General features: G+C 48.2%; 19 protein-coding genes. 12 read left to right on the plus strand and 7 right to left on the minus strand.

Features of this window, described 5'->3' with window-relative positions; all coding sequences use genetic code 11:
• Positions 1 to 79: 79 nt before the first annotated feature.
• The 6 genes from G451_RS0109995 to G451_RS34555 form a co-directional block, all read right to left on the minus strand.
• Entirely contained in the window at positions 80 to 1,252 is a 1,173-nt protein-coding gene (locus G451_RS0109995; protein ID WP_034641610.1) for a response regulator, read from the minus strand.
• A 228-nt stretch (positions 1,253 to 1,480) separates the two neighbouring features.
• Positions 1,481 to 2,287: an FKBP-type peptidyl-prolyl cis-trans isomerase gene (locus G451_RS28660; protein ID WP_211236344.1), complete on the minus strand. Its 807-nt coding sequence runs from the start codon at positions 2,285 to 2,287 to the stop codon at positions 1,481 to 1,483.
• Positions 2,288 to 2,381: 94 nt separating this feature from the next.
• The gene (locus G451_RS0110005; RefSeq protein WP_027184150.1) at positions 2,382 to 3,038 is read right to left on the minus strand and encodes a class I SAM-dependent methyltransferase; all 657 of its coding nucleotides are present in this window, start codon (positions 3,036 to 3,038) and stop codon (positions 2,382 to 2,384) included.
• Positions 3,039 to 3,052: 14 nt separating this feature from the next.
• Complete coding sequence (locus G451_RS0110010; RefSeq protein ID WP_027184151.1) at positions 3,053 to 4,285, minus strand: BtaA family protein; 1,233 nt, start codon at positions 4,283 to 4,285, stop codon at positions 3,053 to 3,055.
• Between the two features lie 314 nt (positions 4,286 to 4,599).
• Positions 4,600 to 6,702, minus strand: coding sequence for a sensor histidine kinase (locus G451_RS32595; protein ID WP_051261354.1), 2,103 nt, complete (start codon positions 6,700 to 6,702; stop codon positions 4,600 to 4,602).
• Between the two features lie 86 nt (positions 6,703 to 6,788).
• On the minus strand, positions 6,789 to 6,956 hold the full coding sequence (locus tag G451_RS34555; protein ID WP_169727858.1) for a hypothetical protein: 168 nt from the start codon (positions 6,954 to 6,956) through the stop codon (positions 6,789 to 6,791).
• A 218-nt stretch (positions 6,957 to 7,174) separates the two neighbouring features.
• Here G451_RS34555 and pgl point away from each other — a divergent pair, with 218 nt between their 5' ends.
• Genes pgl through G451_RS0110035 form a run of 3 tightly spaced genes read left to right on the plus strand, consistent with a single transcriptional unit; the run spans position 7,175 to position 12,438 of the window.
• Positions 7,175 to 7,906 (plus strand): 6-phosphogluconolactonase, encoded by a 732-nt coding sequence (gene pgl, locus G451_RS28670; protein ID WP_051261355.1) that lies wholly within the window; start codon positions 7,175 to 7,177, stop codon positions 7,904 to 7,906.
• Between the two features lie 14 nt (positions 7,907 to 7,920).
• Positions 7,921 to 10,896: an NAD-glutamate dehydrogenase domain-containing protein gene (locus G451_RS0110030; protein ID WP_027184152.1), complete on the plus strand. Its 2,976-nt coding sequence runs from the start codon at positions 7,921 to 7,923 to the stop codon at positions 10,894 to 10,896.
• Positions 10,897 to 10,929: 33 nt separating this feature from the next.
• A complete protein-coding gene (locus G451_RS0110035) occupies positions 10,930 to 12,438 on the plus strand; it encodes a carboxypeptidase M32 (RefSeq protein ID WP_027184153.1) in 1,509 nt (502 codons plus the stop codon).
• 83 nt (positions 12,439 to 12,521) lie between these two features.
• On the opposite strand, the gene G451_RS28675 is transcribed toward G451_RS0110035, so the two are convergent.
• Positions 12,522 to 14,042, minus strand: coding sequence for an HD domain-containing phosphohydrolase (locus G451_RS28675; RefSeq protein WP_051261356.1), 1,521 nt, complete (start codon positions 14,040 to 14,042; stop codon positions 12,522 to 12,524).
• 182 nt (positions 14,043 to 14,224) lie between these two features.
• On the opposite strand from G451_RS28675, the gene purU reads away from it, so the two are divergent.
• The 9 genes from purU (at position 14,225) to G451_RS32610 (ending at position 23,206) form a co-directional block, all read left to right on the plus strand.
• Complete coding sequence (gene purU / locus G451_RS0110045; protein WP_027184154.1) at positions 14,225 to 15,082, plus strand: formyltetrahydrofolate deformylase; 858 nt, start codon at positions 14,225 to 14,227, stop codon at positions 15,080 to 15,082.
• 398 nt (positions 15,083 to 15,480) lie between these two features.
• On the plus strand, positions 15,481 to 15,849 hold the full coding sequence (locus G451_RS32600; protein ID WP_051261357.1) for a PAS domain S-box protein: 369 nt from the start codon (positions 15,481 to 15,483) through the stop codon (positions 15,847 to 15,849).
• Positions 15,846 to 18,335, plus strand: coding sequence for a PAS domain S-box protein (locus G451_RS32605; protein WP_051261358.1), 2,490 nt, complete (start codon positions 15,846 to 15,848; stop codon positions 18,333 to 18,335). Before G451_RS32600 ends, G451_RS32605 begins: the two co-directional genes overlap by 4 nt.
• A complete protein-coding gene (locus G451_RS0110065; protein WP_051261359.1) occupies positions 18,332 to 18,706 on the plus strand; it encodes an STAS domain-containing protein in 375 nt (124 codons plus the stop codon). Before G451_RS32605 ends, G451_RS0110065 begins: the two co-directional genes overlap by 4 nt.
• On the plus strand, positions 18,703 to 19,113 hold the full coding sequence (locus tag G451_RS28690; protein WP_051261360.1) for an ATP-binding protein: 411 nt from the start codon (positions 18,703 to 18,705) through the stop codon (positions 19,111 to 19,113). Before G451_RS0110065 ends, G451_RS28690 begins: the two co-directional genes overlap by 4 nt.
• 56 nt (positions 19,114 to 19,169) lie before the next feature.
• On the plus strand, positions 19,170 to 19,508 hold the full coding sequence (locus tag G451_RS0110075) for an STAS domain-containing protein (protein ID WP_027184156.1): 339 nt from the start codon (positions 19,170 to 19,172) through the stop codon (positions 19,506 to 19,508).
• Between the two features lie 11 nt (positions 19,509 to 19,519).
• Positions 19,520 to 20,488, plus strand: coding sequence for a glycosyltransferase family 2 protein (locus G451_RS0110080; protein ID WP_034641699.1), 969 nt, complete (start codon positions 19,520 to 19,522; stop codon positions 20,486 to 20,488).
• Between the two features lie 4 nt (positions 20,489 to 20,492).
• A complete protein-coding gene (locus G451_RS0110085) occupies positions 20,493 to 21,002 on the plus strand; it encodes a serine O-acetyltransferase (protein ID WP_027184158.1) in 510 nt (169 codons plus the stop codon).
• Positions 20,999 to 23,206, plus strand: coding sequence for an SLBB domain-containing protein (locus tag G451_RS32610; RefSeq protein WP_051261361.1), 2,208 nt, complete (start codon positions 20,999 to 21,001; stop codon positions 23,204 to 23,206). Before G451_RS0110085 ends, G451_RS32610 begins: the two co-directional genes overlap by 4 nt.

Consider the following 23,206-nt stretch of genomic DNA (forward strand, 5'->3'; position numbering starts at 1 on the left):
AAGTGCACACGGCGAAAAGTCAAACCCAACGGAACTTGACGCACCCTCTTTATGAAAAAGCGCAGTTTGCGGGAAATACTCAAGCAAACAGTCGAGGACGCAATCGGTACAGACTTTCCGTTAAAACCCCTGCAACCATCATGGCTATGCGAAGCCCAAAAGGCATGACGACATCATGGTCTTCTTCTGAACGTTCCAAATGCTCAAAATGAACACGAGGAGCAAAATCCTCACCGGTGAGGCGCTTATGCATAATGCGAGCAGTCTCGTTCCCCGGATTGACGGACAATGCATTGGCGACGGCAGTCCGGGCCTTTTCGGGATTCCTGTTCAAATGGCAGGCACGGGCCAACTCTACATGAATCTCATCATTCTCTGGAGCAAGTTCTGCTGCGTGTTCCAAAGCGGTTACAGCTGCCGTATAGTCTTTGTCTCGAATAAGTCTCCGTCCCAAAGCGAGAAAGGGGTTGAAATCCAGTCCCTCTTTCCCCATAAGCTCAACAAATTGTTCTTTGAGCAATTGAAAGCGTCGCTGGCGTGCACACGCGAAAGCGGCCTTGGCGGCATACAGCCGGCTCTTTTCAGCATTCCCTTTGGCTTGCCAGGCTTTCGCCAACCCCAGATACGCTTCGGAAAACAAATCATTGACTTTGACGGCTCGGGCAAACAGGCTGATAGCCTTGTCGTATTCCGACTTTGCCAGATGAACCATACCGGATTCAAAGTATCGTTTGGCATAGTCCGGTCTGGATGTGACTCGCTCAAAATCTCGAATGGCCGCGTCGGCCCGTCCTTCAATTCGCGCCTGCTCGGCCAAACGAAGTCGCAAGCGTTCCTCAAAGCCAAATTGATTGATGTGCTGCGCAAGACGCAATTGACGAGCAAACGTCTCATGAGAGTACGGGCGAAGCAGGTATCCGGAACATCCAGCCACAATGGCCGAGACCACGGAACGCTTTTCGCGTTTCGTCGACACCATAATGACGGCCACGTGTTTGAAGCGTGGATGAGTACGCAATTTTTTAAGGAACGCCACTCCACTCATATCATCTAAATGATCATCACACAGGATGAAATCGGCCCCTTCTTTTTCAAGCATCGAAAAGGCATGCTTCGAATGCGTGGCCACATTCGGCATACGCATCCTCAAAGATTTCAAAAAATCCCGGTCGATTTTAGCGTGACCGACATTAGACGAAACAACCAGCGCCTTAATCGGCGAATATGTATTTTGAAAACGATATCGGGCCATAATTCATCTCGTTGTTCCGAAATTCATGAATGGGAGCCGCGGGGCCTTTCTTTGCCGGACGATCCAAGCCCCCGCGGCGTTCCTCTCCCCACATATCTATCGGGCAACACAGCAAATATCTTTAGGCCCAAAGAACAAAGAATACATTTCAAGAAAAAACGCGGTCAGGAAACATATTCCCGACCGCGTTGAGAGCATAAATAGTTCGTGCCACACTGGGCACATGCACTATTTTTTATCTGTCGTAGTAGCCTTTTCCAAGGCCTCGCCAGCTTTGGTCTTGTCTGTCGCTTCAGGCTTGTCGGCTTTGGACGGTAATGCCGGAGCTTTTGCCGGTTTTACATCCAACAACTCGATTTCGAAAACGAGAGGCTGATTGGGACCAATCTTCGGAGGCGCACCAGCTTCACCATAGGCAAGGCTCGCCGGCAACACCACACGCCACTTGTCCCCCACCTTCATGAGTCCCAACGCTTCTTGCCATCCCTTAATCACTCGATTCAAAGGAAATGTCGCCGGTTTATTTCGGGCGTACGAGCTATCGAACTCTTCACCATTGGGGAGCGTTCCTTTGTAATTCGTCGTGACGATATCAGTCGGTTGAGGGCTTGCACCATCTCCGGACTGCAAAACTTCGTACTGCAGCCCACTCGGCGTGACCGTCACGCCTTCTTTTTTCGCATTCTCATCGAGAAAGGCCTTCCCTTCTTCGAGATTCTTTTTCGCAAGTTCTTCAGCTTGCTTTTTGGCTTCCTCACGTTTCTTGGCGATAAGCTCGGTCTTGAACTTTTCGATAATGGCCATCATATCTTCGCGGGACAACTGCGGTTCACCTTCTTTCCCAGCATCGCGCAAGCCTGCAATGAAGATATCGGTATCGACGTCAAATCCGTCGCGTTTCAGACCTTCGGCAATATTATATCCCAAAGCGTAACTGATTTTGTCCTTATCGGACTCAAGTTTCACATCCTGAGCCAGAGCCGAAGACACCGCCATAGTCAATAGAAGAAATCCTAAACACAGCGATCGCATCATGCGGCGCATCCTTCAGTTGAAAGTGATAGAGAGTGGATACCAAAATTCCTTGTCCCCTCTGTACGCAAAGGGCCAAGTTGAAGCAAGGTATAGCTTATAACTTTTTTATTCGCGCAATATATGCATAGCCTCGGCCAACGCTTCGAACGTCAACCTCATATCCGGCTTGATCAAGACGATGAACAGCATCAAGTAGCTCCGGTCGGAAATGCACATGAAACAAGGCAAGCCAAGATCGCAAGAGTCTCCCGAACCACTCCGGGAGGCCGTTTTGATCCCAAAAGTCAACTATGTAAACACTTCCACCCGGTTTGACATTTCGCAATCCGGCAGCCAGAGCCTGATCCCAAGTAGGAATCATGGATAACGAATAGGAGAAAAACACCGCATCAAACGGATCGGTTAACGAAAACGTCTCCAGATGGCAGGTGTCTTCAGCCAAACAGGGATTAAGCGCAATCGACTGTTCGATCCCGGCCGAAACGACTTTCTTCTTCGCAGTTTCCAGCATGCGACATGAGGCGTCGATACCATACAACTGCAAATCCGGTCGAAGTTTTGCCAGTTTGATGAGATTGCGCGCCGTCCCGCAGCCCATCTCGAGTACCCGCCCATGCTCAGGGATAATCATGGACGTCAACAAGCGATCTCTCCCAAAAAGATAATACTTTCTGGTCAGATCATAGATATGTCGTTGCAGGACATACATCCTGTCCATTTTCGTTTGTTGCCCGCACGTTTGCTCGGTCATGGTCGTCCGATCTCCTATCGAGGAATACGATAGAGGTGAAACCCGCCATAAATAGCAGAACGGTCTTTCGCATGCATGGCGCGCGACAACTCGGGTTCGTAAATAAATGTATCTTTCAGGTCCTGCGGGAATATCGCCTCCAAGGGTGAAATTTCCCCGGCTGTACGGAAAATAACGCGAGTTCCAGGTTGACCCGTACGCGCAATTTCCGACCACAGTTCAATCATCGCTTCAGGTTTCATCCAATCCTGGGAGTCAAGCAGCACGAATCGATTAAGTGAATTGGTCTCTTGTGTTTGGAGGAAGGCTGAAAGCGTGGTCACATGTGTTTCAGCTCGATCGACATTCGCACGGAGCAAATCGAAATTTTCTTCTTTCAGATACCGTGGGAGCGCTTGTCTATTTTTCAGGTCATATCGCCGGCTCAATGCTTGCCATGCAAAATAATTATCCTGAATGGGAAAGTCACACGTGAGCCGATGCACCCGGTACCGAAATTCCTCAATCATATTCGTTTGCTTGAGGTCAGCTTTCATTGCATCCCATTGCTGTGGAGGAATCCCCAAACTGTACACCATGATCGGTGAGCGACCAAGCGCCTTCACAAGCCAATGATCAAAAAACGGGGCAATATGACGATTAAACAATGCTTCCTGTTCTTCCAGCGTCTTTGCTTTCAAAATTTCAGCCGGATGCTTTCCGAAAAGGCGTGTCGCCAGATGCAGAAACCGCAGAAACCAACCAAGTTTGGAATGGTCGTACAAATTGTCCTGAAAATAGTTGATTCGTGGACCGTTGAGCCCTGAGAAAATCCAGGTATCAAAGTGACTGCGCGTGGTAGCATCAAGATGGTCCCGGATATATTCGTGGTAGCGACGAACATTTATAGGACTGTCTGCCTTGGCGAAAAACGTGAAGAATGCGTCATGATCGGGCAGACGACGTGCAGCTTCTATTTTCAGCCGAGCCAAACTCATATGATTGATATTGAGATCCACAGCAAACACGGCTTCGGGCGATGCAAGAAGGTAATTCATGATATTGCATCCGCCAGACGAAATCGTCAGCATGCGGCTTGAATCATCAACTTCAAGCGCTTCAAGGTCGACATCCGGATCTTCCCATATCTGATTGTACACAAAACCGGAAAACCAGAGACTAAAAAGGCGTTCCAACATGCCCTGGCGACTGAGAACGGTATTTTGATGAACGGCCTTTTTGACAAGCGTGGCCGAAGCGTGTGCCATGAGGTGTTTTTTCCTTGTATGCTAAAAGGTTTTGAAGAGCCCCCTTTGCCGTGCAAAGGGGATTTTATCAGTGTATCATATGATGAGTTACGAATTCATGAAGGCATTCAAATATTGGGGGGATATTTAACCACCCAGCCTCGTTCCAAGATTCCACACGAAGAAATAAGACGGTGTGTACATGGAATGTCTGAACAGTTCGTGACACACCCTCAAATACGCAGTACCCCTTGATCCGGTCACACATCACTTTTATTCGTTTTTTTCAACACTACTCTCAACGCATAGAATACGAGGATGTCATCCGTGAGGTATTACGCGCTTTCTTGATCTAAAACAGCAAGTGATACCGGCAAGGTAACAACAAAAATACTTCCCTGAGTTGGTATGGAGGATACGAAAATATCCCCCCTGTAATGAGCAATGATTTCTCGGCTAATAGCCAGCCCTAACCCTGCTCCGACAGGTTTACCGTTCAGCGTATCATCGGACACCGCTTGTTGAAATCGGTCAAAAACCATTTCAATATCTCGAGGCTCGATGCCAATTCCTGTATCGCTTACTTCAAATCGGTACCCTAAAAGAGGCGAAAACGTCGATTCCAGGCGAATCACGCCTTTCTCAGTAAATTTTATCGCGTTGCCAAGCAAATTGATCAGTACCTGCTCCAGTCTATCCGAATCAAGCACGAAATCAGGCTGGCCGTCTTCAATGTCGACCACCAGATGAACGCCTTTCTTCTCTTCAAATTGCATCATGACCGACCGCACGACTCTATTCACGATATCAACCGGTCTGACAGGCATATCATTCCACATCATTTTGCCTTCCTCAATACGACTCAAATCAAGAACGTTATTGATGAGACGAGTCAGGCGCAACCCTTCGTGGATAATGATATCAAGATTCTCTCGGATACGACCGGTCTTCTTTTGAAGTCGTGAATCGTTCTTGGCCAACGGTTCAAAGGATGTCGCAAAATCTTTGCGCAATAATTTGGAAAACCCCAATACCGAGGTCAATGGGGTCCGGAGTTCATGGGAAACCGATGAAAGAAACGCCGTTTTCAATTCATCAAGCTCGCGCAATCGCTGGTTGGCAAATTCCAATTCATGCGCTTTCCGGCTCAAGTCCTTGGTCCGTTCTTCAACCTTTCGCTCCAAATCGGCTTGGACGGACAACAGTTTATTGGTCATAGCATTAAACGACGAAGCCAAGAGACCAATTTCGTCCCGTGTCTCAATTTGAGCTCGAGCGTTGTAATCTCCATTCGCCACCTGCATCGCGACCCCGGTCAACCGGGAGATGGGCCAAACAATAATAACAGCCATAATCAACGCAGTAAGCACAGCAACGGCTGCAACAAACACGGCCAACATGAGCGCCTGTTGAGTCTGATTCACAACAGGTTTCAAAAAAAAGCTCTGTGGTTGCATGAAAACGACTTGAAACGGTAATAACGAGACTTCCGACACGGCGGCGGCCATGTGTTCTTCGTGGCCTCGTAATCGAATATCCGTTTCAAAATAGGGTCTGTTTTTGTCCGCTTGCAACAAGCCCGCGGTTAAAGCCGTCGAGAGGTGGATTGACTCCGGTCCAGCTCGTGACGGAAGAAGTCGCCCCTGACTCCGCAGCTTTTCCGCCATAGCCGGGCTTGGAGGAATGAGCCGGCGATATAAGCATGAGGACAAATCAGACTTTCCTGCTTCACACAACGCAAGAAGAACGAAATGATCGTCCACAAGCATAGGAAAAGACCCTGGTCCGGCGGCATCAGAGTATGTACGAAGAATACGACTAAAAACAGCCGCGTCAAAAATCACGCTGAGTACACCCAGCGCATTCCCTTGCTCGTCAAACACGCTTCCGGCAAAAACAAGTTCGGCCTTCGCCGATTCCTGATCGATTTCAAATGATGGTCGAAAGACATTTGGTTCTTCCAATGCTCTGGAAAAAAATGGCTTTTTTCCAACATATCCACCTGGGCGAGCACGTCCGGACCCGGCAATAATACCACCTTGCGGCGATGCTATCTCAATGGAAATGAGCAAATCGCGGTATTCCCAATTAAAAGCACGAACCATGTCAATGAATCGATTGATATCAATGACGGAATGTTGATCCAAATCCGATGTTTGCAAGACGTCTGCAATGGCTGGCAACCGAGCTTCTGCAGTGAGTAAACTCACATTTTTTTCAAGAAACGCATCAAGGCTGACCGAAGCTCTGCTGGCTGCAGCGTAGAGGGAATTATAGGCTGCCTCTGTCAATACCTTCTTCATATTGTGGTCATATGAACTGAGCAAAAAGACGAGCGGGGCCAACGACGTCAATAAGACGAACGTAAGCAGCTTACTCCGCAGTCCAAAAGTAAACGCCCGCTGCCGTTGCAAGCTGGCATCAGGAGGTTTTACCACACAGAACTCCTCGAGTCGTTGGCGACTGAAAAAACGAAACCTTCAGCCGGGGAGAGGCGTGGCCACATGTCAATGAGAGTTGCACCTCAATACTGAACAAACAGCAATGCGTAAAGGACATAAATCCACCCTAAGACACCGTGGATAATAGCCCAAAAGATCGATTTGTTGATAGAAAAAGAAACAGCCATAGCGAGAGCTGAGCCAAAGCCGACACCATATTTAATAATAGTAGGACGGTAATACGTAACCATAAATGTCTCTTCCTCAAACAAGGTTTATCACATTTGGATGACAATGCCGTATTTGGTATTGTAGCATATGGCGATATACTCCAAAAGAGTAAACATCCTATTTGATATGAAAATATCGTGTATAAGTCGATCAGGACTTTAAAAAAAGTTCAAAATCATTCATACTCGATATACTTGTGCTATTTCAGGTCCTGTACCGTTTATAAGGAGAACAGACCATGTCCGGTATGATCGTGCGCCGCTTCCCCACCCCGGAAGAAGCCCAAGCTCGGGCTGCACAATATCTTCGAGAATGCGCTGACGAAAGCATCGCTGCTCGAGGACGTTTTATGTGTATCCTCACGGGGGGATCGTCGGTCAATAATGTATATGAAACACTGGCTTCAGGTGATCCAGGAAAAAATTTTCCCTGGGAGAAAACCCACATTTTTTTTTCCGATGAACGCATGGTCACTCCAAGCGATACATTAAGCAATCACGCTTTAGTCCGCGAACGCCTCCTCAACCGTGTTCCTTTACCCCAATCGCATATTCATATCATCCGTGGCGATACTATTCCCCCGGAAAACGCTGCTCAAACATATGAAAATGAAATGCGCACAGCGTTCCCCGACGTTGCTCCAGGAAAATTTCCTTGCTTCGATTTTTGTCTGCTCGGCATGGGGCCGGACGGACATGTAGCCTCTCTGTTCCCCGGACAAAGCTCGCTTGACGAAACGTCAGCCTGGGCGGTCTACGTCCCTGTCGCCGGGCATACACCGCTCGTGGCTCGAACAAGTCTGACGCTGCCTGTACTCAACGCGAGCCGCACCGTCCTCTTTCTCGCGTTTGGTGAAGCCAAAAAAACTCTTATTGAGCGCATTACCACCAATCCACACGAAGCTGCGCAAGATTACCCGGCTGCCCGAATCTCACCCGCTGGTACTCTTTACTGGTTTGTTAATACATAAAAAGGGATGCGCCTATGTCTGCACTGTCCGAGTCTGAACGCCGTCTTGTCATCGATGAACTGGGAAGACAACTCGATAGTCATGCCGATCGACTTGCCCCCTGGTTCTTCGATAACCTTCCAGAATATTATTTCCGTACACACACCCTTGAAGAGCAAGTGGAACATTTACGCTCGCTCATCTCCGGTCAAGTCACCCGCGAAGGCCGCACCGTAGCCATCCGCAACCCTGAACAAACCAAAGTGACCTATCTCGCACCGGGAGAGGACATCGACGGATTTCTCGGACGACTCAAAGACATTGCACGCTCGCATGTTATTTCGGCAGCTATGTACGAGAGTTTTGATTCATCCTTACGCCTTGATGATTTCACAATTGAAGATGCAAACCCAGCTCTCCCCAATGATGAAAAGATCCAACACGATACGGCCGAAGCGATTGAGGAAGGTGTTGTTCGCCAAGCCGATAAAGATGAATTCATCGCTTTTTTGCGCCGTGCTCCGGCTCAATATGTCGAGAAATTCGACCCCATCCGTGCAGCCAGGCATTTCGATATCGAACGAACCCAATGTCGATGCGAAGACGTCCATGTTACCTTGACCCCTATCGAGAACGAAAAAGAATCACGCATTATTTGTGCTATGGCCAACCCTCCACGGACAGGACTTCTCGGTCGCGCCGTTCGCCTGCTTGTGCGTGCCGGGTTACATATTCATAGAGGTTATCTCGATATTTTTCGCGAAGATGGCGTTCCGGTTTTCGGTGTTCTCAGTTTTTATGTGACACTCAACGGTCAACCACTTTACGAGGCGGACCATGTCTGGAGATCAATAAAAGATCAGCTTCCGCTTATAAAATGGCTTGCGCCCCATGATCTGCAATGGTTTGCCGACCACCGGAGATGGAATATCAAAAAAGTTGCCCTTCTCCAGGCTGCCTGTGAATTTGCCCATCAGTTTCTTATCAAAACCAATTTGTATGCCTTTACCTCGGACAATATCGTACGCTCACTCTTGGCACACCCCGATGAGACCGACCTTGTCATACAATATTTTTATTCCCGATTTGATCCGAAAGTATTCAAAATCACGCCATTGGGGACGGATCGAAGTCGCGAAATCTACGATAAAGCCAAGGCGGCCACGGACTGCATTGATGATGATGTCGCACGTGAAGTACTGTATCAAATTCTTCACTTCTTTAAATTCACCCTCCGGACAAACTACTTTCTCCCGTCGCGCTACGGGCTGAGTTTCCGTTTATCTTCAGATTATCTTGCGGATATTCCAGAAAAAGATCGACCATACGGATTCTTCTTTTTCCATGGGCCGTTATCGCAGGGATTTCACGTTCGCTATCGAGAAACCTCTCGTGGAGGCGTTCGTATTGTTCCCACCCGTACTCAAGAACAATTTGAAGTTGAATCCAATCGCGTGTTCACCGAAGTCACAAACTTGGCACGAGCGCAACAATATAAAAACAAGGATATCCCTGAAGGCGGAGCCAAAGCGGTCATTTTACTTGGACCAGGCGGCGAATGTGGATTGGCCTTTAAAAGCATGGTCGATTCTCTTCTCGACATCATTTTACCCGATGAAGACAGCCCAGCCTTGCCCGATCTTGTCGACTATCTCGGGCAGCAGGAACTTATCTATCTGGGACCAGATGAAAATATTGACCCCGAACATATTGTATGGGCTGTAGAACGCGCCAAAATGCGCGGTTACCCCTACCCACAGGCGTTCATGAGTTCAAAGCCCAAAGCGGGCATCAATCACAAGCAATATGGCGTCACGAGTCTCGGCGTTGTCGTGTTTGCCGAAGAGATATTGCGCCATCTCGGCATCGATCCTCGCAGCATGCCGTTTACAGTCAAACTGACTGGAGGACCGGCCGGAGATGTTGCCGGGAATGCTGTACGCATTCTCCATAATGAGTACGGCGAAAATGCCGTCATCGTCTCCATGTCGGATGGTCATGGGGCAGCCTTTGATCCGCAAGGCCTCGACCACAACGAGTTGTTGCGTCTAGTCAGTGAAGAAAAGAGCATCGACTCGTTCAACCCTGCTCTCCTCAGCGGAAAAGAGGCATTTGTTGTATCGACTGCTGATCCCAATGCCCCGAACCATCGCGAAAATGTGCGCATTCGAAATATGTTGCACAACACGGTCAAGGCCGACCTGTTTATCCCGGCAGGAGGTAGACCCGATACCATCAATACGCGCAATTGGCGCAATTTTCTTGATGCCGAAGGACTTCCGACCGCTCGAGCTATTGTTGAGGGAGCAAACATTTTCATCACGGCCGAAGCACGGGCCTTCCTCCAGGAGGAAGGCGTTCTCATTGTTCATGGTGCGTCTGCCAATAAAACCGGCGTTATCTGTTCCTCCTATGAAATCCTCGGGGGACTCGTCATGACGGAAGACGAGTTCCTGGCTATAAAAGATTGTTATGTCACGGATGTTCTCGACATTTTGCGTCTTCGTGCATCCAATGAAGCGAAGCTTATGCTCCGCGAACGAAAAGCGGCAGGGGGAAACAAGCCGTTAACAGAAATAAGCTTAGCCCTAGCTCGGGAAATGAATCGTCTTGCCGATTCATTGTTGAACACCCTGGTAGAAAACACGCCCGACATCGCCAACGATCCCATTTTATCTCGTCTCTACACGACGTATTGCCCCACGTGTCTTGTCGAGGCACACAAGGATCGTCTTTTTACCCACGTCCCTCAGCGTTATATTTATGCTCTTATTGCAGCCCATGCCGCCTCAACTATTGTCTACGCTGAAGGGGTAGGCTGGTTCGATGCACTCAGCAAATTGCGCGATCCCTTCCAGGTTATTCGCGCCTATTTTGAAGAAAAGGACAAACTCAATGTCTTGACGCACCATCTGTCGTGTTCTGATACGAAGGAAGCCGCAGAAGCCAGGCGTATTCTGGAACGATCAGGCCGCAAACTCTTGACCATGGAATCTCTTGATCTGGCGTAAACCTTTCACATCCTTGTACCGAAGGCACTTTGTATGAATGACAACACCGCGTATTCCCAACTTGTTACGCTTTTTGCGGAAGTCAGTCGCCTGGAATCCGCTCTCGAACTTCTCGACTGGGATAGCCAAACCAAAATGCCGTCGAAAGGCGGTCCGTATCGAGCTGAACAGATTGAAATTTTAACACGAATTATTCACCAACGCCGAACCGATCCATCAATTGGCCGTCTTCTCAGCCAAGCTGAAGATCATGCATCGTCGACGGAACACAGCGACGTCATCATGACAAACTTACATCGTTGGCGGCAGGATTATGAACGAGAAGTGAAAGTCCCTGCGGAACTCGCTTCAAAACTTGCCGAAACAGCAGCACGCGCCAAAGATGCCTGGCTTGAAGCGCGGAAAGAAAATAGCTTTGCGATATTTGAACCACTCTTTCGCGAGATCCTTGACCTGACGCTGACGAAAGCCGAAGCTTTAGGGTATGAAGAGGAACCGTATGACGCCCTCCTCGACGCCTACGAGCCCGGAAGCCGAACCCGTGATGTTGCCCACCTCTTCTCCAGACTTCGTGAAGACTTGACGGAACTCTTTCAAGACATCGTGAAGAAACGTGACACGGCGGAGGCGTGCCCGATCTTGCCCCCCGGCCCATATGGAGTAGCAGAGCAATCTGCATTTATTCAAGATATTGCCACCGCGCTCGGCTATAATTTTCAAAGCGGACGCATGGATGAGTCGGCTCACCCCTTTTCCATACAACTCTCTCCCGGTGATGTGCGTATTACCATCGCTCATGATGAATCCGACTTCACAAAAGCACTCCTGGCCGGCATCCATGAAACTGGTCATGCGCTCTATTCTTTAGGATTACCCGCTGAACACTTCGGCACTCCTATGGGGCAATATGTCTCTCTGGGGGTGCATGAGTCCCAATCGCGCCTTTTTGAAAATTTCATTGGTCGCAGCCTACCGTTTTGGGAATTTGCCCTTCCTATTGCCAGGCAATACTTTCCACAACTTGCGGCATTCACCCCACACGATATGGCACGCTATGTCAGCCATGTTTGTCCGGACTGCATTCGGGTTCATGCCGATGAGCTTACATACAACATGCACATCATGGTTCGTTTCGAAATCGAACTTGGTCTGACGCGGCGCGAACTCAACGTCAAAGATGTGCCTGCAGCGTGGAACGAACGTATGCAGGAATTTCTTAATATCACCCCCCCCAGCGATAGTGACGGCGCACTGCAGGATATCCACTGGTCCCTTGGGGCTATTGGGTATTTTCCGACATACACGCTAGGGAATGTCTATGCTGCGCAGCTCTATAATGCACTGATCAAAGACCTCGGTGCACAGGATGAGCATTTTCGAGCTGGAGATTTCAAACCGTTTCTCGATTGGAACCGTCGGTTTGTTCATTCCAAAGGACGCCAGTTCGATCCTCCCGAACTGATATCGCAGGCAACAGGTGAATTGCCGAATGCCCAATACCTCGTCGACGCATTGAAGCAAAAAATGGCCCTATTACTCTAAACAGACCCAAATCGACAAAACGGGCGCGCGAAGAACAGCTCTTCACGCGCCCGTTTTGTACGCTGTTCCGAAATCAATCCAGCTTATGTGTTCTCCGATTCGATAATAGTTAAATCTTTAGCGAACATTTTGAGATGGGCAAGAAGTTCGTATTCACGACCTTGCTTAAAAACCAACGTGTCGGGATAGAGACTGGCAAACCGCTCGTTTTCTCCAAGAAGAAGAACTCCACTACGAATAAGTCGAAAGAGTTCTTTTTTATCCTGCGGTACGATATCCTTCGCCATATATACTTCAAGCGCGCTACATATCGCATCGATTGCCGGGCCGAGCATGTCATGATCGAGCATTGTCTTAAACATCTGCATGATCTTCCGAGCCGTCCCAATAGCTACAGCCGGCACATCCAAAACCGGAGTATCTTTTACAGACCTCGATGAGGCATCCCCCCAAACGGTGCGTTCTGAAGAAGGAACCTCAACTTTGGCGACGTCATCAGTATGACCGGAACGAACGAGATGATGCAGATGTTCCAAGTAGGGTTGAGAGAGTTCCATGCCTTTGGCAAAATAAAGCATCCCGTTTCTTCCCCTCACATCTTGGGCGAGTATCGCTCCGGGAAGGATGTCTTTAACAGGTCTCTTCTGTATTTTCGGGTTCGGTGTCGATGCAAGAATACTTGCGAAGGCTTCAAGCACTTCCGGGTCATAATGCTCTTTGTGCTCCATTAGCTGCACCAGTGCATTTTCTTCAGAACTCCCGGAAAGAATAAGACTATCATAATCTAAAGCAATTTTAAGAATGCGCGCTCCAAGAGGAATGGCTTGTCCGGTAACATTCTTTTCAGACATCCTTTCACCGGAAAATGACGTATTCTGATACGCCACCATTTCGGCCACTTCTTGAAGTCGCGGAATATTGACAACAAGTTCACGAGCTAAAACTGGATGCATGGCGAACAGGCGCTGTTCTTCACTACTGACAACGTCTCCCCGATAACTCATACCAAGAGTATCTTGCGGAAGCATGACACAGCCAATCTGACTCAACATGGCTGCCAGCTCGAATCGCCACAAGTGGTCAGCTCCCAGAATTTTGGCTGTTGCCACAACATTCTTTTTAATTCGTGAAGCCCGGCCAAAGGCTTCGGGATTTACCAACCCCAAAAGCTGGGTAATCATTTTAATGATGCCGCCGAGTGTCCCGCGTAACAATTCTTTTTCCGCTGTTATGAGCCGATATTGTTCTAAGCCGGCTTTTACGGTCTCCATCACGATATCGCTGGACGCTGGCTTGATGAGAAAGCGAAAAACATGTCCTTTGTTGACCGCTTCCATCGCCGATTGCACATCGGCATTACCAGTGAACATAATACGGACACTCAAAGGTTGAGAGCGGCGTAACCGTTCAAAAAATTCGATGCCGTCCATATCGGGCATGCTTAAATCCGATACGATGACGGCAAACGGTCCCTTTGATGCGATGCATTGAAGCGCCTCATGAGCGCCAATTGCAATTTCGACATCAAATTTTTTCCGTAAGTTCCTTTGTATCGCCTTCAGTACTCGGGGCTCATCATCAACAAACAAAATCTTTTCTTTCACCTTCGACCTCCACAACCCAAGGACCAACACAAGCGTCATACAAAGAAATTGGGACACCGGCTCTCTTCAATCGAACTAGCGTGCTTTTTCCGTAAATTCAAGGCAGCAACGCCATTTTCAAAACGGATGCTTTCACGTAGGTTGCCGCGATATTTATTTTCTCATCGACGGAGACATTTCTCATGAACAATACTGCACGCTTGCTTATCACCTGTCCCGACCGACCAGGCATTGTCTCGGCCGTGACGACATTTCTCTATTCCCATAATGCCAATATCAACGACCTGGATCAGCATTCCACCGACCCTGAAGGTGGAACATTCTTTATGCGGCTCGAATTTCAAACGCCGCATCTCAATGTATCGAAAGAATCTCTTGAGGAATCTTTCGGAAACGTCGTGGCCGACCGGTTTGATATGGACTGGCAAATCTCCTATGCCAGCGAGCCCAAGCGAACCGCTGTGCTTGTTTCCAAGCATGATCATGCACTTTTAGAAATCTTGTGGCGGGTCCAACGCGGCGATCTCAAATGCAACTTAACCCAAGTCATAAGTAATCACTCTGACCTTGAAGCTGAAGTGACAGCATTCGGTATCCCTTTTCATCACGTCCCGGTTGATAAAGATAACCGCGAAGCCTCTGAAGACGCCATACTGAAGTTATTAGGGGACGACACAGACCTTGTAATTCTAGCGCGATATATGCAAATTCTTACCGCTCGCTTCATCTCTCCTTTTCCCAACCGGATTATTAATATCCACCACTCCTTTTTGCCAGCGTTTGTTGGTGCGAATCCCTATGCGAGAGCATACGATAAAGGGGTGAAACTCATCGGTGCAACGGCGCACTATGTCACGGAAGAACTCGACGAAGGCCCTATCATTGAGCAAGATGTGGCCCGAGTGACCCACCGGAGAAATGTGGACAATCTGAAAAACCTTGGATCGGATCTCGAACGAACCGTCCTTGCACGCGCTGTCAAATGGCACTTGGAAGACCGCATTCTTGTGCATGGAAATAAAACGGTCGTTTTTACTTAAGTTCGTCGAAGCTTTCTCGACTGAAACGCTTCTTTAGGACCTGAGGACGCTGCTGATTTCGAAGATTTCGTTAAAACGCATTCTAGAATTGCTCTCCAACAAGGAAAGACGCTGATGACGACGTCTTTCCTTGTTCTCTCCTCCCGCAACGCAATCATACCAAAGACAATGCCGCCAAGCATAAAAAGAATTTATTGTTTTTGTTCTTTCTTGTATGATTTATCGTTCAGTGCTTTTGTCATTTTTTCTTACTCTTGAGATTACCTCAGCAAACGTTACACTGTAATGAGTCAACTTTGAAACCTTACCTCAAGGCATAGAAAAAAATATTTTTCTTGTGTATACTGTATTCTCTATTAATTTTTTCTCTCATACAGTCCTGCATTTGGGAAATTTTCATGACAGAATACTCCATATCTTCACAAGAAGAGAAAGTCCCCTGCATTCATGTCAACCATCGGGGAATTATTACCGATGTTAATCCCGCGTTTTGCACAACATTTCATTGGAACGCCGAAGATCTCCTCGGCGCTTCATTGACAACCATTATTCCGGAAAAACTGCGGGACGCGCACCACCTTGGATTTTCTCGCTACCTGGAAACACAAATTCCTACCTTACTCGGAGAGAGTCTTGCGTTGGATATCAAGGCCGGAGACGGTCATATTCTCGCTGCAATACATCGCATAGAGCGAGAGCCTGATTCTTTCCCTCCGCGTTTTGTTGCGTATATTACGCCCTTATCGGAGAAGGAATCACTCGCGTGACAAAAGATTCTACACAGCTCGTCGATGAACTTCATGCCGTCCTCGGCAAGATGGAAACGGCTCTTGCTTCCATTGACGAAGCTATTGTCTGGACTGACAATAGTGGAACCATCCAATGGTGTAATGCAGCTTTCTGTCGTCTGCTTGGACAAGCCCGCATTGCCATTCTCGGGAAACCGGTGACCGACATCGCTCGGTTACGGTTGAACGGTGTCACGCTCCCGGATTCCGCGCATCCGATTACCCGCCTATTAGTTGACGAACAAAATCTTGATGCCGTCTACGAACTTTTTACCACCAATGGCATTGTTACCGTCAATTTGTCGGCAACACGCTTCACGAATGCCAAGCACGAGGTCAGTATTGTTTTCGTTCTGCGATCCATGACCGATGAGGCGGAATCCTCGCAAATCAAACTTCTCGGCGCTGCGTTAGCAGCCTCGGCCAGCGCCGTTGTTATCACGACGCCCGATGGAAATATCGAATGGATCAATCCGGCATTTACTACCCTGACAGGCTATGAATTTTATGAAGTTTTCGGATTTAATATTAAATTACTGCGTTCAGGAAAGCACGACATGGCGTTTTATAACGCTATGTATAACACAATCTATTCCGGACAAGTCTGGCGTGGAGAGCTTATCAACAAACGAAAAGACGGCACGATCTATCATGAAGAACAAACCATCACGCCCATCGTGGATGACACGGGGATTATTACACACTTCATTGCGATAAAACATGACATTACAGAACGTATCGAAACCCAAAAGCGTATAATGGAAACGAACGTGTTGCTTGACGGCCTACGTAAAAGTCAAGATGCATACCTTGCATCGCCAGGCCCAGAAGCACTCTTCCAGAAGCTCTCTCATATTTTACAAGCAATCACCGGTGCTCGTTTTGGTATCGTCGGAGAAGTATTGTATACCAGAAAAAATAAACCTCACTTGAAAACATCGGCACTGCTGCACCTCCGGAATACTATAACCGCGTCCTCTCCATCATTATGGCGAACCCAGCTTCGCATTTTGTTTCCTCGTATCCGTCAGGCTTTTACATCCAAACGTGCTGTCTTTGACAATGCGCCCTCTCCTGAAGCTGGCCTCTCCAATATTGTGTGCCTGCCTATTCTACGGCAACATCGTGTCATCGGCTTAGTGTGTTTGGCTGGAGTTGAGAGAAATCATGCAGGAACAGATATCGAAGATTTTTTATCGCCGTTTCTTTCCACTTGTGCCGCGCTCTTCCAATCTATGGAAAATGACAGAAAACGGCAGCATGCCGAGCGGGAATTAGCTGAACGGGAAACGAAATTTCGAAAAATTTTTCAATATGCCGGTGATGGTATCATTTTGCATACACTCGACGGAACCATCCTTGATGCCAACGAGACAATGCTTAACATGCTTGGCTTCAACCATGCAGAACTTCGAGGAAAATCTGTCACCAGCCTCCACCCTGTGACCATGCTCGAAAAAGCAGGTCGTACCGTTCGCGATCTTCAAACCCATTCATCCGTCTCCATTGAAATCGACTTCATACGCCAAGATGGTTCCACATTTCCAGCAGAAGTCCGTGCGACGCGATTTAATATTGGCGGTAAGTCCCAAGTCCTCGGCGTTGTACGCGATATGAGTGAACACCATGCCGCTCAAGCTGCACTTCAGTACGCTCATGACGAACTTCACGACTATACGGAACGTCTCAACGAGGACTTATTGGCAGCGGCGACGATACAACGTAGTTTTTTGCCGTCGTCACTTCCTGAGATCGACTTCGCTCACATCGCCTGGCGATTCGAACCCAGTGCACACGTCGGGGGTGATATGTTTGGCGTTATCAAGTTTTCCCCCGATGCCTTGGGACTCTTTCTTCTCGATGTTGCTGGACATGGCGTTCCTGCGGCATTGGTTGCTGTCAGCGTGGCCCAACTATTAAATCTTCATTCTGGTATTCTTATTGATAAAACGCAGGGATATATCATTGAACCAGCAAATGTACTAGAAGAACTGGATCTGCTTTTTCCTATTGAACGATTTGGAAGACATTTCACCATGTTCTATGGAATTTTATATCGCAATGGACAATTCATCTCCACCAATGCAGGGCATCCCCCAGGATTGGTTCTCTCAAAGAATGGTCACATGCAGCATTTGGAAACCGGGGGAACACTTGTTGGAATGGGAGGACTCTTTCCCTTTGCTCAATCAACAATCCAACTCACTTCCGGCGACAAAGTCATTTTATACTCCGATGGAGTCATTGAACGAGAGGACAACAAAACACATCTTTTTGGACTTGAAAATCTCAAGCAATTTCTCTCTCATTGCAATGAACTTCCCTTGGACCAAATTCCTTCCAGCGTGTATAAAAACATTATGGATTACGGACAACAGACTCCACTTGATGATGATTTCAGCCTTATGATTATTCATTATACACCTCATTCACTTCGCGGCACCACATTAAAGGACCCATCATGACAGAACACACCTTAATGATTACGCACTCCCAAGTCGGCCTTGTGGCCGTTGTCTCCATGACAGGACGATTTGATGCTCAATCCGCCGGAGCAGCCAAAAAAGCACTGCTTGAAGACATCGATTCCGAAATATTGCGTATTGTTGTCGATCTATCCGGAGTCGATTTCATGGATAGCTCCGGTGTTGGGGCGCTTGTCTTTGTATTCCGTGCTTTGAAGGAACGTCACGCGGAGATGAAGTTCTGTGGCCTTCGGGATAAGCTCAAAACGATTTTCACAATGACAAAGCTACATACAATTTTCGACATTCATCCCAACGTCGAAGATGCTTTAGCAGCGTATCCAACCCCACTTTCAGGGCAAATAACATGAATGCCACATTCGAACTTCGCGCTACGTTTCCTGCAGAACTTGAGAGCTTAACAATATCTGCAGGACTTGTTGCACTCGCAATATCATTGGCACAAATACCGATCGATGTCGCAGCGGCCGTTGATCTTGCATTAAGCGAGGCTGTTACAAACGCCATAAAACACACAAAACCACATATAAAAGACATCTCACTAAATATTGCTGTCGACTCCGGTGAAATAACGCTATGCGTCACCGATCATGGTCTCGGTTTTGCTTTTGATGACGTCCCTGACCCGGATTTCGATAACCATCCTCCTGGAGGTTACGGTATTTTCATTATTAAAGAATCTATGGACAACGTCACATATGAAAAGAACGAAACGGCAAACATCCTCACAATGCAGAAACGTTTTATACCGCTTTAAAAAGCCATGACAAATTGATTTCAGAGATGAATAAATTCCACAAAGGATACCAAGACATGAAACACACAACAGAAAATAATATCACCATTCTCGAACCAGATGGTCGGCTTGATGCGATTCAAGCTCCTCACATAAAAAATATTACTGTGCAGTGTGTTAAAAACGGAATGAACAAAATTGTAATGGATCTTAGCAATGTTATCTTTGTTGATTCTGCAGGACTCGGTATTTTGGTTTCATCACTCCGCCAACTTGCAAACAGCGGCGGAGATATGAAAATTTGTGGATTACGAAAGGAAGTTCGTGCACTGTTTGAGTTGACACGGCTGGACAGAGTCTTCGATATTTATCAAGAAAGAGATGCCGCGGTTCATGGTTTCTCATCAGCACAATGATGGACGATACTATGGATGTCGCTATTGTTATCATAAGCTATAACACGTGCGAGTTGCTTTCCTCTTGCCTCGAAGCAGTCTTTGCTCATCCACCGCATAGTGATTTTACGGTCGTGATCGTTGACAATGCGTCATCTGATGGTTCGACAGAAATGATTCAGCAACGCTTTCCTCACGTTGTTCTTCTGAAAAACACAATGAACATGGGGTTCGCAGCGGCGTGCAATCAAGCCTTTTCGGCAGTCGATTGCCAATTCTATTTTTTACTGAATCCTGATGCCCGAGTCATGCCTGGTTCGTTCGATGCATGTCTGCGATTATTGGAAACCGAGCCATCATGCGCCATGGTCGGTGGCCGTATCGAAAATCCATCAGGAACCCTTGAACCGTCAGCCCGTGCGTTTCCCACGCCATTCACGTTTTTTCTTACCCTCTCCGGATTGGCTGCACGTTTTCCTCGTACTCTTGGAAAACACGATCGCCTTGGTATGGCGCATGATGCAGCCCAACGCGTCGATTGGGTTCCTGGAACCTTTGCGTGCATCCGATCTCAAGCGCTTGAACGTGTCGGCACCTTCGATGAACGCTTTTTCCTCTATTATGAAGAAACCGACTTGTGCCGTCGAATGAATTACGTCGGCTTGGAAGTCTGGTTTCTCCCCGAAGCTACGGTCGTCCATGAAGGCGGAGCCAGCAGTAAAACCCAAACAGACAAAGTATTCGACACGGGAGGCTCACAAGTATTGTCCTTTCGATTGCGTTCACAATACCTGTATTTCCGTAAACATCATGGCATATTCGGCGTACTGGCCGTTGCGGCGATAGAGATTGGTTGGCATGGGCTACGCATGCTCGTCAACTGCCGTCCCGGTCCTTTATGTCGCTCAAAACGCCAGTATTCTCGAACCATCATACAATGCGCGGTGGCGGCATTCCGTGATACGAAGCGTGGGACATATAGCCCACAACGCCCGTGGTGACATCATGTTCGACAATATCCGCAACGATCTTGCCGCACACGGTAACGACCCATTCCAACAAGGTTTTTGGGTTCTTGTCGTTTATCGATTCGGCAGATGGCGTTACCGCATCAAACCACGGGTTATACGTATACCGTTTTCTTTGCTCTACAAAATCTTGTTTAAGCTTATTCAGATTCTCTGTGGCGTTGAATTACCGTGTGAAGCGATTATCGGACGAAACTTCCGCATTGATCACTTCGGCGCCATTGTCATCAGTGGATATACGACATTCGGTGAGAATTGCGTTATCCGTCAGGGGGTTACCATCGGTCTCAAAGATGTCGCTCACCCCGTCGCCCCGTCTATTGGAAATAACGTCGATATCGGTGCCGGAGCAAAAATTCTCGGCGATATCACCATTGGCAACAATGTCGATATCGGTGCCAATGCCGTGGTGCTTACCGATGTACCGGACAACAGTATTGCCGTAGGTGTACCAGCTCGCATTTTGCCGAAAAAGGAACGTTCATGACCCTGCAGATCCTGCAACCCTACTACCAGCACGAGCATTCCGACGATGTTACTGCTGTCGATATCGTCGTCATCGGCATCAATGGAGAAAAGGTTCTCGAAGCGTGTTTTGACAGCATCGACCGTGCACGACGCCCCCATCTCGATTTGCGAATTATCTATGTCGATGGAGGTTCAAACGATACCTCGATTTCCATTGCGCAAAACCGACCCGATGTGTGTATCATAGATGATTCCGGGGATGCGCCGACACCGGGACGACAACGTAATAGTGGTTATCAAGCCGGAACGGCACCATATATTCAGTTTATGGATTGCGATACGACGTTGGACAAAGATTGGCTTGAACATGGACTTCAGGCATTGACGAACGCGGAAATGCATGTCGGCGCGGTCTGTGGTTTGCGTCAGGAACGTTTTCCCAATGACACGGTATATAATGCTATTGCCGACATTGAATGGAACGGACCTGCCGGTCCGACGAATGCTTTTGGGGGCGACGTACTCATTCGACGTGAAGTCATCGAAGCCGTCAACGGGTATGATGATATCCTTGTTGCTGGAGAAGACCCGGAATTGTCTCAACGCATCATTGACGCGGGCTGGACAATTCTCCGGCTCAATGTCCCCATGACCACTCATGATATTGCGATGAAATACGTCGGCCAATATTGGCGACGGAGTTTTCGCACCGGCTATGGATATGCCGCCGTAAGCGCCAGGCACGGCGCAACTCGAGGCTTCTGGGTTGCTGAGACCCAACGTATTCTTCTCCGTGGCGGTATTTCGTGTTTGTCGCTTCCTGCTTGCATTACTCTTCTTGCGTTGGGGAAACCTTTTCTGGCTGTTGCGTGTTTGCTTCTCGGACTCTATGTGCTGTTTCGTCCCTTCCTCGGCAAAAAGAACGAAATTGCCCGGCAAAACAACATTTCACCCGAGTTTGCCAGCACTTATGCTTTGCATTGTTCCGTTGTAGTGATTCCACAATGTTTTGGCGCCTTGCGGTATTATCTCGGATGCGTGTTGCATCTCCCACTGAAAAACAAGTCGCGCCGGCTCAAATCCGGTGTCAGTCGACTCACCATGCTCATGTTGTGCGTTGTAGCGTTCGCCCTCACAGGCTGCCCAAGTCCCAGCCCGAAGCCGACTCCCATTGATACCAATGGAGGCCAGACCTCTTCAAAAGGGTTCACGCTTGAACCAGTGCGAGATCAGGAACGATACGCTGATCCCGCAACGGTAGAAGCATTTTCTAACGAGGTTCCCGACGAGTACCAACTCGGGCCAGGCGATGTGCTTGATTTTTCGGTTTGGAACCGTCCGGAACTCTCCCGCAAGGAGATCGTGATCAGTCCGGATGGACAAATCACCCTGCCTCGAATCGGTATTCTCGATATTGAAGGCAAAAGCATGGTCGAAGCAACCGAGCTGATAAAAAGCAAACTCGGTAAACTGTATGAACGCCCTGAAGTCGCGTTGTCCATCGTCCGGTACAACAACAATAAAGCCTTCGTGCTGGGTCGAGTCAGTAATCCCGGTGTTGTCCACTTTCCAGGACGCGGTACACTATTGGAAGCGTTGGCCTTGGCGGGAGGGTTACCCGTTATCCGTCAGGAAGCCTTTCTTACGAAATGTTCCATTATTCGCGGGCGTGACACCATTATATGGATCGATCTCCGATCACTGCTCAACGATGGCAATGTTGCACTCAATGCCCGACTCAAAAATAACGATGTGGTCTTTATCCCCGAGTCCGATGATGAACTTGTTTATGTCATGGGCGAGGTCGAAACACCTGGAGCACTTAAACTCAAAACGCGGCTGACGTTGCTTGACGCGATCATGATGTCCGGCGGCCCCACTGACACCGCCAGTTTAGAACGGGTGTATCTCATTCGTTTCGATGGGAAAAAAGGCACCGTACTTGAAATCGATTTGAAAGATATGATTGAAACCGGTCAAATGACGAAAAACTACATGTTGCAGGACAATGATGTCGTCTATGTCGATAAAACCGGAATGGCCCGCTTCAACTACGCGCTTGAACAAATCATGCCGACATTGCAGATTTTGCAGATGGGTACCTCTATTGTCGATATGACAACGTCTATTCGCGACAAGCTTAAAAATGACCTGAGTACAGGGTCCGACTTGGGATTCATTAATTCCGTCTCGGGCCAAAACTCTTCATCATCCACCCCATAG

This window comes from Desulfovibrio inopinatus DSM 10711, assembly GCF_000429305.1.
Taxonomy (GTDB): domain Bacteria; phylum Desulfobacterota; class Desulfovibrionia; order Desulfovibrionales; family Desulfovibrionaceae; genus Alteridesulfovibrio; species Alteridesulfovibrio inopinatus.

What these genes read in the sequence shown, in the direction of transcription:
- G451_RS0110075 (WP_027184156.1), top strand. Translation starts at nt 19,170, where the DNA reads ATGAAACACACAACAGAAAATAATATCACCATTCTCGAACCAGATGGT.
- G451_RS0110065 (WP_051261359.1), top strand. Translation starts at nt 18,332, where the DNA reads ATGACAGAACACACCTTAATGATTACGCACTCCCAAGTCGGCCTTGTG.
- G451_RS28660 (WP_211236344.1), bottom strand. Translation starts at nt 2,287, where the DNA reads ATGATGCGATCGCTGTGTTTAGGATTTCTTCTATTGACTATGGCGGTG.
- G451_RS32600 (WP_051261357.1), top strand. Translation starts at nt 15,481, where the DNA reads ATGACAGAATACTCCATATCTTCACAAGAAGAGAAAGTCCCCTGCATT.
- G451_RS0110010 (WP_027184151.1), bottom strand. Translation starts at nt 4,285, where the DNA reads ATGGCACACGCTTCGGCCACGCTTGTCAAAAAGGCCGTTCATCAAAAT.
- G451_RS0110085 (WP_027184158.1), top strand. Translation starts at nt 20,493, where the DNA reads ATGTTCGACAATATCCGCAACGATCTTGCCGCACACGGTAACGACCCA.
- G451_RS28690 (WP_051261360.1), top strand. Translation starts at nt 18,703, where the DNA reads ATGAATGCCACATTCGAACTTCGCGCTACGTTTCCTGCAGAACTTGAG.
- G451_RS32610 (WP_051261361.1), top strand. Translation starts at nt 20,999, where the DNA reads ATGACCCTGCAGATCCTGCAACCCTACTACCAGCACGAGCATTCCGAC.
- G451_RS34555 (WP_169727858.1), bottom strand. Translation starts at nt 6,956, where the DNA reads ATGGTTACGTATTACCGTCCTACTATTATTAAATATGGTGTCGGCTTT.
- G451_RS0109995 (WP_034641610.1), bottom strand. Translation starts at nt 1,252, where the DNA reads ATGGCCCGATATCGTTTTCAAAATACATATTCGCCGATTAAGGCGCTG.
- G451_RS0110035 (WP_027184153.1), top strand. Translation starts at nt 10,930, where the DNA reads ATGAATGACAACACCGCGTATTCCCAACTTGTTACGCTTTTTGCGGAA.
- G451_RS0110080 (WP_034641699.1), top strand. Translation starts at nt 19,520, where the DNA reads ATGGATGTCGCTATTGTTATCATAAGCTATAACACGTGCGAGTTGCTT.
- pgl (WP_051261355.1), top strand. Translation starts at nt 7,175, where the DNA reads ATGTCCGGTATGATCGTGCGCCGCTTCCCCACCCCGGAAGAAGCCCAA.
- G451_RS0110005 (WP_027184150.1), bottom strand. Translation starts at nt 3,038, where the DNA reads ATGACCGAGCAAACGTGCGGGCAACAAACGAAAATGGACAGGATGTAT.
- purU (WP_027184154.1), top strand. Translation starts at nt 14,225, where the DNA reads ATGAACAATACTGCACGCTTGCTTATCACCTGTCCCGACCGACCAGGC.
- G451_RS0110030 (WP_027184152.1), top strand. Translation starts at nt 7,921, where the DNA reads ATGTCTGCACTGTCCGAGTCTGAACGCCGTCTTGTCATCGATGAACTG.